Origin of the sequence: Emticicia sp. C21 (assembly GCF_003418935.1) — a bacterium.
Lineage (GTDB): Bacteria > Bacteroidota > Bacteroidia > Cytophagales > Spirosomataceae > Emticicia.
This window is the reverse complement of the sequence record NZ_QVMT01000004.1, coordinates 13,923-26,639: the sequence shown is the minus strand read 5'-3', so window position 1 is coordinate 26,639 and position 12,717 is coordinate 13,923. Positions and strand designations below refer to the sequence as shown.

The following is a 12,717-nucleotide window of genomic DNA, read 5'->3' as shown; positions in this document are numbered from 1 at the left end:
TTTTTGTCCTGAATCAATTACCTGAACGCTCATGACCAGACTTCGACAAACTATCCTTTTTGTTCTTACTTGCATTACACTTTCAGCATTGGCCCAGAATACAGAGAAAAAACCTGATGAAAAACCAGCGGTTCTTCCACCCGTTCCGGCACCTATTGAAACCAAAGGACAGATAACCATTGGTGGACAAACCATTAATTATACTACTCGCACGGGCTATATGGTACTAAAAGATGAAAGCGGTAAGGCTAAGGCCAATATCTTCTTTATTGCCTATAGCAAAGATGGTGTAAATGATTTGTCAAAACGCCCTGTTACTTATACTTTTAATGGTGGCCCTGGCTCGGCTTCGGTTTGGTTACATATGGGTTGCATTGGGCCAAAACGTATTCCGATGAGTGATAAAGGAGAGTCATTAGCACCACCTTACTCGTATGTAAATAATGAATATAGCTGGTTAGATAAATCAGATTTAGTATTTATAGACCCAGTTAATACGGGATATAGTCGTGCCGTGCAGGGTGAAAATGAACGTCAGTTTTTGGGTTATAATGAAGATATAGAATCAGTAGGGGAGTTTATTCGTTTGCATGCTACTAAATATGGCCGCTGGGCTTCGCCAAAGTTTCTGGCGGGCGAGAGCTATGGCACTACCAGAGCGGCAGGATTATCGGGTTATCTGCAGGATAAATATAATATGTATATCAATGGTATTTCATTGATTTCGTCTATTCTGAATTTCCAGACTGCCCTGTTCGATAAAGGAAATGATCTGCCTTTTGAACTATTTCTGCCTACTTATACGGCTATGGCCTGGTATCATAAAAAGATAGCCCCCGAATATCAGGCAGATTTACAAAAGACTTTGCGGGAAGTAGAAAAGTTTGTTTTGAATGAATACTCAACCATATTAATGAAAGGAGACCAGGCAAGCGAGGCAGAGCAAACAATGGTTACCGAGAAACTAAGCAAGTTTACGGGTTTATCGAAAGATTTTATCAAACGTGCGAATAACCGTATAGAAATAGGTCGTTTTGTGAAAGAACTGTTGCGTGAAGATGGCAAAACCGCTGGGCGTTTAGATGGTCGTTTTACTGGTACAGACTACGATAATGCCGGAGAACGATATGAGTTTGACCCAAGCCTGGATGCTACTATTTCTGGGCCTTATTCTGGAACAATTAACCAGTATTTGCGTCAGGAATTGAAATATGAAAATGATTTACCCTATCTGATTCTGACAGGCAGAGTACAGCCCTGGAACTATAACAATGTGCAAAATAAATACCTGAATGTGAGTGAAACGCTACGTCAGGCCATGTCGAAGAACCCTTATTTAAAAGTATGGGTAGCGGCAGGATATTACGATTTGGCAACCCCTTATTTTGCGGCAGAATATACTTTTAATCATATGATGTTACGCCCGGAACAAAAGAAAAATGTGAATTTTACTTATTTTGAAGCGGGGCATATGATGTATATTCATAAAGAATCGTTAATTAAATTGAAAAAGGATGCTGATAGATTTTATGAGATGGCTTTGAAGTAAAAAGATTTTGGCTAAAAGCTAATAGAAAATGGAATATAGATTTGGTGAGTTTTTACATGTAGCAACTAATCGCTTCATTCCAACTTTGAGAGTTGAAGAACCATTATCTGAACTTTCTATTTTAAGCTCTGTGGATGATATTGAAGATTTAGATTGTTATATAGAGCAGATTGAAGATATTATCAATAGAGATGTACCTGATTCTTCTGAATTAGGAGGAATATTTATTCAAGGTATATTATGGGGTAGCGATATTTCAACACTAATTGATTTAGATAACCCTAAATTTATAGATAAAAATAAAGAGTTCAAAACAATTGATTTACTGGCGCTTTGTAAAAAATGGAGGGAGTTTATCATATATAGGAGTAGATAATTTCTCATGTAATTTTTACAAACAAGCGCTATATTAAATCTCAATTGAGAATATATAACCTATTATAAAAGAGTTCACTTAGGTAGCTATGAAAATCAGGCCGGCGGTTGCCATTATAGAAAATGAAAAAATCCTGACCATGCATTATCGATATGGTGGTCAGGATGTATATAATTTGCCGGGTGGCAATTTAGAGTTCGGTGAATCTTTAACCCTTGCTTTAACCAGAGAACTAGACGAAGAGTTAGGTATTAAAGTTGAAATTGGTGAGCTAATGATGGTGGGAGAAGTCCATTTTCCTGAACCTCAAAAACAAACCATTCATTTTATTTTTGAAGGACAAATTATAAAAGGCACTCCTTTGCTTAATCCTGAGCACACTTCTGCTTTAGCTATCAGATGGATAGATATCAAGGAGTTGAGTAGTGTCAATTTATATCCCAATATCACCAAAAATCTCAAAGAATACCTGTCAGGGAATTTGCCTGATAAATATATAGGTAAACTAGATCAGACCTGGTTTTAGAAAGCTGCTTTCATGCGGCGAACTTTGCCCGAGAATAGGTAGGCAAAGGCTAAAACTGCCAGTCCCCCCATAATCAGGAAAGCATAAGGCATTCGGGCTATACTATTATGATAGATTTCTGCCGATAAAAATGCTCCTAAACCAATCCCCGCTTCCATACAGATATACATGGTTGCCAGCGCTCTACCACGATTATTCTCATCGCATAAGTCTATAGTCCATGCCTGTAGAATAGGAGAGAGTACTCCCTGACCAATGCCAAAGAAGATAGCTGCTATGACGAACAGGTAAATGTTATGTGCAAAGGCTGTAAAGCCCATAGAAATAATCAGCGCAAAGCATCCCCATCTTAATACAGGAATCCGCCCGTTTTTGTCAGAAACTTTGCCTGCCAACAAGCGGATAAATAATGAGGCCAGTGTATAAATCAGAAAGTAAAATCCTTTGTTATGTAACCCGATGCTTTTACTCAAATCAGGCGATAAAGTAGCAACTGCGCCGAAACTGAATGCCGTCAGAAACATAACAATGGCAGCGGGTAAAACCATAATATCAAAAACATCATTCTGTGTAACTTTCAGCGAGTTGAGTGTAAATTTCTCTTGCTGGTTTTTCGGCAGCGTTTCTTTCATATTATACAATATCGCAATAGAGATAAGGGCAAACATGGAAGAAACATAGAACAACACATTCATCGAAAAAGTATCTGCAATCCAGCTACCCAAAGCAGGTCCGAACGCCATTCCGAAACTACTCATCAATCCATGCATACCCATGGCTTCGCCTCTTCGGTTGATTGGGACAATGTCTGCAATATACGCGGCTGTTCCGGTAGGTTTAAAACCTGTAGAAAAACCGTGTACTAATCTTAGCATTAAAAAAGGAAAAACAGTGGTAACCAACGGATAGAAGAATCCGCACACAAAACAAACCAGAGACCCAAAAGCCATGACAGGTACACGACCAATACGGTCGGTAAGACGCCCACTGAAAGGACGCGAAAGTCCGGCAGTAAGCGTGAAAAGACTAATGATCAAACCTTTCGATTCGGCACCCCCTAATTTAGACAGATAATCAGGTAGCTCAGGTATGAGCATATTGAAACTTGCAAAGAAAACCAGTGAACTGATACAGAGAAGCCAATATTGGAGAGAGAATATACTGTTAGATTGTTGTTCCATCTGTAAAAATAAAGCATAGGTGGGTATATATGCAAGACAAACTTTGTTTCCAACTATCATTCAATGGTAAAATGCAATTTTTGAAAAAGTTTTATCTGAAAAGCTTCATAATCAGGCGGTTCTAAATTTTAATTCTGGCAGTGCAACCCTTTTTGCAAAGGGCTTCGTCCTTGTAACAGGTTCGCTAATCTATCACTTAAAAGTTTCGTTGATTATGGTAAAAAGTGTACACAAATTCTTATTTGTTCACTATTTAAAATCTAATTAAAACCGATGAAAAACAATTTTTTAAAAATTGCTTCACTGTGCATTGCTCTTGGAGTGGCAGTCACGGCCTGTACAAAAGACGCTGACAACAACTCTGTAACACCAGACGCGCAATCGGCAGCGGTAGTAGCCGATAACCAGACTATTCAGGATGGTTCAGAAGATGTGTACGAATTAGTAGATGATGTAACTTTTTTACCTTTTGGCGGCCGTAATTTCCGTGAAACCGGTGGCGGAGACAAAGGCAAGCATGGCGGACATTTTCCAAGTTTGGGTATAGGCTGGGATAAACCCTGGAGAGGTAGATTTGATAATTGCGCCGATGTAAGCAAAACTGTAGCAAACAACACTATTACGATTGTATACGATTATACCAGTGTAGCAGATGGGGTTTGTGACGATAAAGCAGTAGGCGGAAAAATGACAATTTCGATTCCTGTAAAACCAGATTCAGGGTTCTCAGGTACGCTGACACGCACAGTAACTTATGAGAATCTGAAAAGAGATACATTGGTGGTTAATGGTACGCATACTATCACCACTACCGTTGCCAACGGTAAGGCTACAGTAAGCGAGAAATTGGCTAATATCACCATTACCAATACAAACACGAACAAGATAATTACTTATACAAGTACTAAAAAGCGTGCAGTGGATAATAAAGGAACGGCAACTAAAGATGATGACGAATCACAAACAACTGGTACTACCAATGCCAAGTCAAGTGACGGCACAGAATTTACGGCCAATATTACCAAAACGCTTATAGTGAAACGCTCATGTAAAGATTCCCGAGGTTTCCCTGTAAGTGGAACGATAGAAATCAAGCCTTTCTCAGGCGATACAAAAATTGTCGATTATGGGGATGGTACCTGTGATTTGAAATACACAGTGACTGTCAATGGCGTAACAGAGGAGAAGGAAAAGACAAAACCAACAAAAAGGGAAAAAGGTTAGTAATACGTTTAAATATGTCGGAAAGTGTTGCCTGTTTTTGGTAACACTTTTTTTTGGGTTTATGAGGCCTGTCATTTATAACTAAGTTTTCTCATATTTGAGTGTTAATAATAAAGAAAACTTAAACATGGGAATACTAAGCAAATTATCAGGTCTTTTTAATAGTAATAATAAGAATGTAACTCAAGAAGAAGACAAGAATCAAACGCAGAAAGAAGATATAGTAATGAGAGCCGAACAAAAGGAAGGTTTTAGTGAAATGAATGTCGGCGAAAACGTTACTAAAACACTAAATCTCGAACAGGATAGGTTAGATTTCTTACCCGTTATTCGCAATTTTGAAGAGAATGATATGTTCCATCAGGTAGTAGTAAATGAAAAACTTGGAGATAATATTGGTGCTTTTATAGCAAGAGTAAAGGTTAGACCAAACGGAAGAACAGGTATAGACTACGTAATGAAATCGAATCTGTATGAATATAAAATTACAGAAGAAGAAGTTTTAGATATTAGTTTTCAAAATATAAAAAAAGCAAAACTAAAAATTGAAGGACTTAAAGACCCGGCAACAGGAGAAAATATGATTAGTATCAGTAGCCAGATAGGATTGGCCACTTGTATTTTGTACGACAGTAATTTTATTGATAAACTAAAAGCTGATATAAAGGCAGATGACCTTCATGTAACCATAATCAATTCAGGTACAGTTGCGCTTAGCATACCAAATGGTTCATTTGAAGAGAATCTTGAAAGAATAGTATTGGAAAGTAATTATAGAGACGTTGTAGCGATTGATCCTTCTACTTATTTATGGGAAAATCAGACTTTACAACTTGTTAGAAAATATAGAGATGCACAATAGTTGTATAAGTAAGAGAAACAAGTGAAGAATGAAAGTTTAACCTTTCATGTTGTTCAAATAAAAAAACGCAATCTAGGAAGACTGCGTTTTGATTTTTCCGAGGTCCCGAGCGGATTCGAACCGCTGTACAAGCTTTTGCAGAGCTCTGCCTAGCCACTCGGCCACAGGACCATTTGGGAGTGCAAAAGTACAAGCATTGTACCAAACTCCAAAAAAAAACTAAAAAAAAATCTGAAATTTCTGAGAAGGGATAATTAAGGCTTCTAATGGTTGTTCCCTAAATCATTGATAAGGAACTGGTTAGGAAATTTGTTCCTACGCATCAAGTAAGATGGCAGCTACATAGAGAATAACACAACAGTCCGATTTTACGAGAAACCTCGCCAATCACTTTGAAAACACAAGCCTAAGTCGGAAATTTAGGAAACTCCCAGTTTTGGGTAACCATTCACAACTACCTGAACACATAACAACTGTGAAATATTATGAAGAGAAAAAGACAGCAAATACAAGTAGCAGTGGCATCACCGACTATGACGAGCAAGCGTGCAATACAAGAAAAGGTTACCAATATGGAAGGAACCTTTTTGAATGAGGGCAGCAATGGTTTCCAAAAAAACAAAGTTATGACCATTAACACGGAACAGGAAAAGGTTACCAATACGGTAGGAACCTTTTTGAATGAGGGCAGGGATGGTCTCTAAAAACCAGAGTTAAGATTACTCAAACGGAACCAGAAAAGGTTACCAATATGATGGGAACCTTTTTTAATGAGGGTAGCGATGGCTTACAAATTATCAATTGAGATTCCAGGAATATAAGATAGCTGCAAGGCGACATTCTATAGTAGTTAAATTAAAAATGTTAACAAGTTCAATCATAACTAACCCACCTCTCAGAAAAATATTTTACAACCTTCAATATTTTTTTATTTCTGACGCAACCCTTTCAATAGTTTTTTGCATCTTGCTTATGAACGTATGATTTTATGACACGAATTTTATCCTTATTCACTAACGAGTACGACCTCGCAAGAGCTGTACAAAGGCAAGACTCCAAAGCACAGACTCGGCTATACGAGAAATTTGCTTCGAAGATGCTGGCCGTTTGTAATCGTTATGTGGGAGATAAAATGGAGGCGGAAGATGTGATGATTGAGGGATTCATGAAGATTTTTGACAAGATAGACCAGTTTACATTTCAGGGAAGTTTTGAGGGTTGGGTCAGAAGAATCATGATTAATGAGGCGTTAATGTATGTACGAAGCAAAAAGATGATAGCGGTTGATCTGGAATATGCCATTGAAGAACCAAACGATGCTGCCTTTAGTACAGATCTGGAAGCAGAAGATTTAATGAGACTGATTGAACAGTTGCCTGAGGGTTATCGCATGGTTTTTAACCTGTATGCCATTGAAGGGTACAATCATCAGGAAATAGGCCAGTTGTTAGGGATTTCAGAAGGGACTTCGAAATCTCAGTTAAGTAGGGCGAGAGCCATGTTACAGAGTAAGTTAATGAAATTAGAAAAGAGTGTCATTTAATATTTCCCGCTGATGGGCGAGCCGACGTTTCGGCAGGGGATATGAAAATATCAATAATCAAAATGAAGAAACATCCAATTGACGAACTTTTTGCCAAGAAACTGGCAGAACACCGCCAGGAACCTTCTCAAAAAGCTTTTGAGAAATTTCAGGCACGTTTGCAAGAGAAACAGACCAAACGTCGTGGTGGAGTTTTTGCTATGAACCGCAACTGGGGCTATTATGCAGCCGCAGCAGGGATAGTAGCTGCCCTGACAATAGGAGTTCTATCACAACGTAATACTGATGATACGCATGTAGCAGCTAATCCGGTGAAACCTATTCAGGTTGCACCTGAAATAAAACCTGCCCCATCTAGCAATCAGGATGATTCAAATCAATTAGCCAAAATCAAAACCAATAAGGAGTCAAATACTGTTGACCAAGTGTTATCAGTAAATCCAGCTAATGATTTAGCTGTTGCAAAAAGACTCAATATACCTGCGAAAGCACCGATAGTAAAAGAAATAACGTCACCAATAGAGGAAGAATCTAACGATGCTATTGCTTTGAATCAACCGAACGAATCGCAACCTTCTCCATTGCAAGCGGAAACTTTAACAGGCAGAAATGTTGCTGATATAGCTACTTATGCTGATAATAATTCTTCTATCGCCAATAAATATAATCCAGGCGAAACTGTCGTTGTTGTGATTACGCCAATGGAAGAGACATCCGTTCAATCCCCGGTTGAAACTGAAACTATAGCAGAAAAAGAAAAATCATTTCTTGCAAAACTTTTAGGTGAATACAAACACTTTAAATACGGCGAAAAAGTAGATTTGAAGGGTATAGGGGTAAAAGATGCAATGGCCAAAGTTGATGATAACTTGTTTAAGGAAGAGCGTGAAGATGTGAGAGACTTTGTGCAACGCAGAATAGGTAGAATGCAAAGAAGAGAGTAGTTATATATACCGTTTAGTACGGGAAATTTAATAGAAAAATTAACAGGCAATAATTCAATGAAAAGACTAGGACTTATCCTCTTGTTACTGTTGGGAGGAATTTCGGTAAAGGCATCTTATAAACAAGATACCACTATTGTAGAATTTACAGACAGGGGCGTAAAGAAGCGTGTAACGGTTTATACCTCGAGTAAAAAAGATTTTGAATTACCGCGTAATCTGAATTTAGAGAATGTATTGAAGACAATGGGCGTAGATTCATCAGAACGCAAAAAGGCATTGGTTCTGATAGGGCAGGATGGAGCGAAGCAGGATACCATTCTTCTGGTGGCAAGTGACGGCAGAAACATTAAGATTGTAGCAAGAGATGCCAGAGACCAACTGAGTAGGAGAGATACACTACGCAACGGAAATAATGACCATTGGAGTCGCTCGGATAGAAATGATGACGATGATGATAATAACGACAACGATAGGAAATATGAGAAACCAAAGAAAAAGAGCGGTAATAGCCGATTCTTCTCTCGTACCGACTTCGGCTTCTATCTGGGATTGAATAACTGGGCTAATGGTCCATCTACCGTGCCATCGTTACAAACCTGGGGTTCTCGTTTCATTGCATTATCATTCCAACGAAATGCTACTCTGGTAAATGGTAAACAGATGGACCTGGCTTTAACCTATGGGCCGGAAATATCGTGGAATAACTTCATGTTTGAGGATAATAACTATATAGAACATACCAATGAGCAGGTAGAGTTTCTGGTTGCAAATAAAGACCTCAATAAAACCAAATTAGTTGAAACCAGTCTGAACCTGCCGGTTATGCTGAACTTCGGTTTTGAAGAAGCTAAACTAAAAATCGGCCTGGGTGGATATATTGGCTATAGAATAGGGACTTATCGCAAATTAAAGTATAGTGATAGTAGTAAAAAGGAAATCGACAGAGATAATTATGGTCTGAATGATTTTCGTTATGGTCTTACAGCTGAAATAGGCAAGAGAAGAGGGATTACATTTTTCGGTAGATACGATATGGGAGATTTATTCAAATCAGGTCAGAAAAATGTGGCTGGTCTACAAGCCTGGACTATCGGGATAAGATTGTAAAAATAATAATATTATGAAAAGTGGCGAAAACTACGGTTTTTGCCAATTTTTTATGTGTAAATCAGGGGGCAAGAAAAAAAGTGAAAAAGAAATTATTTTTTTTCTGACCGAATATTTGACAATTAAAAAAAAGAACTTAATTTTGCACTCCCATTCGGAACGTAACGTTCTTTGATAAGAGTTCAGAATGAGATAGGGAAATAATTGGGGGTGTACCAGAGTGGCCAAATGGGGCAGACTGTAAATCTGCTAGCTTACGCTTACGGTGGTTCGAATCCATCCGCCCCCACTCATTAAATTTAGTGATTTAGTTAATTTGTGATTTAGTGATTACAAATTTTCGGTTTAATGAATCATTAGCGGGAGTAGCTCATTTGGTAGAGCGATAGCCTTCCAAGCTATAGGTGGCGGGTTCGAGACCCGTCTCCCGCTCAGAAAAGCGATAGGCGTTTCAAGTTAGAGGTGGCGGCGGTTCGGTCGTTACCGATTCGAGACCCGTCTCCCGCTCAGAAAGCGATAGGCATTTCAAGATATAGGTGGTGGCGGTTCGGTCGTTACCGATTCGAGAACTGTCTCCCGCTCAGAAAAATGCCTTCGTAGCTCAGTGGTAGAGCACTTCCTTGGTAAGGAAGAGGTCGGCAGTTCAATCCTGCTTGAAGGCTCTAGCTTTGTATCGAGCATTTATTAAGAAAGCAATCAGAGATGAATTGTTTTCTTAGTTTAGTAGAATCAGAATAAGATATGTTGTAAAGGGTTGCTTGTAATTATCTGATTCTGACTAGTAAATTAAATTTAGGAGTTTTCTTTCGTAACCAGGAAACTTGACAAGTTCAATCAACAGTTCTGCAGGAAGGCTCATCAAAGTGAATAATTAATAATTTTGTAATAAATCTAATATTTAGACTTCAATAATCATGGCAAAAGAGAATTTTGACCGTAGTAAACCTCACGTAAACATTGGTACTATTGGTCACGTTGACCACGGTAAGACAACTTTGACAGCTGCTATCACTAAAGTACTTTCAGAGAAAGGATTAGCAGATAAAAGAGATTTCTCATCAATCGATAACGCTCCAGAAGAAAAAGAACGTGGTATCACTATCAATACTGCGCACGTAGAATACCAAACAGTAAATCGTCACTATGCTCACGTTGACTGTCCTGGTCACGCTGACTACGTGAAGAACATGGTAACTGGTGCTGCTCAGATGGATGGTGCTATCCTTGTGGTAGCTGCAACTGATGGTCCTATGCCACAAACCCGCGAGCACATCCTTTTGGCTCGTCAGGTAGGTGTACCTCAATTAGTTGTATTCATGAATAAAGTGGATATGGTTGATGATCCGGAGTTATTAGAACTTGTTGAAATGGAAATCCGTGACTTGTTATCATTCTACAAATATGATGGCGATAACATTCCTGTAATTCAAGGTTCAGCTCTTGGTGGATTGAACGGAGAAGCGAAATGGGTTGCAACTATCGAACAATTGATGGATGCAGTAGATTCATTTATTCCACTTCCAGCTCGTGCAACTGACAAACCATTCTTGATGCCAGTTGAAGACGTGTTCTCTATCACAGGTCGTGGTACTGTAGCAACAGGTCGTATCGAAACGGGTATCATCAACTCAGGTGAGCCAGTTGAAATCTTAGGTATGGGTGCTGAAGGTTTGAAATCAGTTGTAACTGGTGTTGAAATGTTCCGCAAAATCCTTGACCGTGGTGAAGCTGGTGATAACGTAGGTTTATTGTTACGTGGTATTGAGAAAACTGATATCAAACGTGGTATGGTTATCTGTAAACCAGGTTCAGTTAAACCACATGCTCACTTCAAAGCAGAGGTTTACGTATTGAGCAAAGAAGAAGGTGGTCGTCACACTCCATTCTTTAACAAATACCGCCCTCAATTCTATTTCCGTACAACTGACGTAACTGGTGAGATCACTCTTCCAGCAGGTGTTGAAATGGTTATGCCTGGTGATAACATCACTATCGAAGTGAAATTAATCAACGCCATCGCTATGGATAAAGGTCTTCGTTTCGCGATTCGTGAAGGTGGACGTACCGTAGGTGCTGGTCAGGTAACTGAAATCCTTGCTTAATTTTAATTAAGACAGCATATAGAAAAGCACTTCCGCAAGGAAGTGCTTTTTGTTTTTATAAGCTAAAAAAGATGAAATAGCTGATAGGGGAGTAGCCTGTTTGTGTTGTCTACAAGAAAACAACACAATCTATGTTTTATCTTAGTGGAATCATCATTACATTCTTTTTGGCAATTCTGCTTATAAGTAAAAAGGATAAATCAAAAGGCGATAGAATTCTGGCAACCTGGCTATGTCTTATTGGAATACACCTGCAATTATTCTATCTACACTTTAGCGGCCAATATGTTCATTATTCTTTTTTATTAGGCCTTGAAATCCCGATGCCATTGCTACATGGACCTTTTTTGTATTTGTATATAAGAGCATTAATTTATCCGACTCAACAATCTGTTAAGTCATTTCCCCATTTTCTTCCTGCCCTTTTAGCTTATGGATCTTTAATCCCCTTTTTATTACTTTCGTCCGAACAAAAAATATTAGTTTATCAGCAGAATGGCTTAGGTTTCGAGGTACAGACTGCAACTATTTTCATTTCCATTGTTTTATTAGGAATTATCTATCTGATACTTAGCTGGCGTCAATTGAATCGACACAAGAAAAGCATTAAAAACCATTTTTCATTAACTGAAAAAGTGAATATGAAATGGATATTGTATTTAATCTATGGTATTGGTGCTATTTGGGCAGTAGTTATTTTGGGTAATGATACACTCACTTTTGCCTTGGTAACAGTGTATGTAACCCTTTTGGGATATTTAGGTATTAGACAGGGAAATGTATTCAGCAATTATAATTTATCTTATTCAACAGTCCAGTTCAATGCTAGTTCTGTTATAAATGTAGCTCAGGAGAAAGTAAAATATCAGAAATCAACTTTAAAGGAAGAAGATGCCGCAAAGATTCATGCAAGCTTGAATAACTTAATGAAGACCGAAAAACTTTTTAAAAATCCCGAGTTAGGTTTAGGTGATTTAGCAGAAAGACTAGACATCCATCAGAATACTTTATCACAGGTAATTAATTCTTTCGAGCAAAAACACTTTTATGATTATATTAACGAATTACGGATTGAAGAGTTTAAGAAAATTGCTTTAATACCTGATAGCCAGAAATATACTTTGCTCTCCTTAGCGTTTGATTGTGGCTTCAATTCAAAGACTACTTTCAACCGGACTTTCAAGAAATCTACGGGCATTTCACCAAAAGAATACCTGGCACAAACTTCCTTTAAGTAGCTGCATAAATTTAAAAGTAAGTGAGTGCCACCTTACATATTGGGGCGACTGGCATCTTTAAA

The 12,717-nt window shown here is 38.3% G+C and carries 12 protein-coding genes and 4 tRNA genes; 14 read left to right on the top strand and 2 right to left on the bottom strand.

Going from position 1 to position 12,717, the window contains the following annotated elements:
- Positions 1-31 precede the first annotated feature (31 nt).
- The 3 genes from D0T08_RS10730 (at position 32) to D0T08_RS10720 (ending at position 2,451) form a co-directional block, all read left to right on the top strand.
- The gene (locus D0T08_RS10730) at positions 32-1,549 is read left to right on the top strand and encodes a S10 family peptidase (RefSeq protein WP_116982632.1); all 1,518 of its coding nucleotides are present in this window, start codon (positions 32-34) and stop codon (positions 1,547-1,549) included.
- A 28-nt stretch (positions 1,550-1,577) separates the two neighbouring features.
- Entirely contained in the window at positions 1,578-1,925 is a 348-nt protein-coding gene (locus tag D0T08_RS10725) for a hypothetical protein (protein ID WP_116982631.1), read from the top strand.
- Positions 1,926-2,013: 88 nt separating this feature from the next.
- A complete protein-coding gene (locus D0T08_RS10720; protein ID WP_116982630.1) occupies positions 2,014-2,451 on the top strand; it encodes an NUDIX domain-containing protein in 438 nt (145 codons plus the stop codon).
- Here the strand turns inward: D0T08_RS10720 and D0T08_RS10715 are convergent.
- The gene (locus tag D0T08_RS10715; RefSeq protein ID WP_116983020.1) at positions 2,448-3,632 is read right to left on the bottom strand and encodes an MFS transporter; all 1,185 of its coding nucleotides are present in this window, start codon (positions 3,630-3,632) and stop codon (positions 2,448-2,450) included. The two genes, D0T08_RS10720 and D0T08_RS10715, sit on opposite strands and share 4 nt — an antisense overlap.
- A 273-nt stretch (positions 3,633-3,905) precedes the next feature.
- Between D0T08_RS10715 and D0T08_RS10710 the strand changes: the two genes are divergently transcribed.
- Both D0T08_RS10710 and D0T08_RS10705 read left to right on the top strand, forming a co-directional pair.
- Positions 3,906-4,856: a hypothetical protein gene (locus D0T08_RS10710; protein WP_116982629.1), complete on the top strand. Its 951-nt coding sequence runs from the start codon at positions 3,906-3,908 to the stop codon at positions 4,854-4,856.
- 127 nt (positions 4,857-4,983) lie between these two features.
- Complete coding sequence (locus D0T08_RS10705; RefSeq protein WP_116982628.1) at positions 4,984-5,718, top strand: hypothetical protein; 735 nt, start codon at positions 4,984-4,986, stop codon at positions 5,716-5,718.
- Between the two features lie 100 nt (positions 5,719-5,818).
- Here D0T08_RS10705 and D0T08_RS10700 read toward each other — a convergent pair.
- A tRNA-Cys gene (locus D0T08_RS10700) sits at positions 5,819-5,889 on the bottom strand.
- Positions 5,890-6,203: 314 nt separating this feature from the next.
- On the opposite strand from D0T08_RS10700, the gene D0T08_RS10695 reads away from it, so the two are divergent.
- The 9 genes from D0T08_RS10695 to D0T08_RS10655 all read left to right on the top strand — a co-directional run bounded on the left by D0T08_RS10695 (position 6,204) and on the right by D0T08_RS10655 (position 12,655).
- On the top strand, positions 6,204-6,422 hold the full coding sequence (locus tag D0T08_RS10695) for a hypothetical protein (protein WP_116982627.1): 219 nt from the start codon (positions 6,204-6,206) through the stop codon (positions 6,420-6,422).
- Between the two features lie 284 nt (positions 6,423-6,706).
- Positions 6,707-7,261: an RNA polymerase sigma factor gene (locus tag D0T08_RS10690; RefSeq protein WP_116982626.1), complete on the top strand. Its 555-nt coding sequence runs from the start codon at positions 6,707-6,709 to the stop codon at positions 7,259-7,261.
- 62 nt (positions 7,262-7,323) lie between these two features.
- Positions 7,324-8,205: a hypothetical protein gene (locus tag D0T08_RS10685; protein WP_147322756.1), complete on the top strand. Its 882-nt coding sequence runs from the start codon at positions 7,324-7,326 to the stop codon at positions 8,203-8,205.
- Between the two features lie 57 nt (positions 8,206-8,262).
- Entirely contained in the window at positions 8,263-9,315 is a 1,053-nt protein-coding gene (locus tag D0T08_RS10680; RefSeq protein WP_116982624.1) for an outer membrane beta-barrel protein, read from the top strand.
- A gap of 206 nt (positions 9,316-9,521) precedes the next feature.
- Positions 9,522-9,604 (top strand) — tRNA-Tyr (locus D0T08_RS10675).
- Between the two features lie 70 nt (positions 9,605-9,674).
- A tRNA-Gly gene (locus D0T08_RS10670) sits at positions 9,675-9,747 on the top strand.
- Between the two features lie 158 nt (positions 9,748-9,905).
- Positions 9,906-9,977, top strand: a tRNA-Thr gene (locus D0T08_RS10665).
- Positions 9,978-10,229: 252 nt separating this feature from the next.
- The gene (gene tuf, locus D0T08_RS10660; protein ID WP_116982623.1) at positions 10,230-11,417 is read left to right on the top strand and encodes an elongation factor Tu; all 1,188 of its coding nucleotides are present in this window, start codon (positions 10,230-10,232) and stop codon (positions 11,415-11,417) included.
- A gap of 131 nt (positions 11,418-11,548) precedes the next feature.
- Positions 11,549-12,655 (top strand): helix-turn-helix domain-containing protein, encoded by a 1,107-nt coding sequence (locus tag D0T08_RS10655; protein WP_116982622.1) that lies wholly within the window; start codon positions 11,549-11,551, stop codon positions 12,653-12,655.
- Positions 12,656-12,717 lie beyond the last annotated feature (62 nt).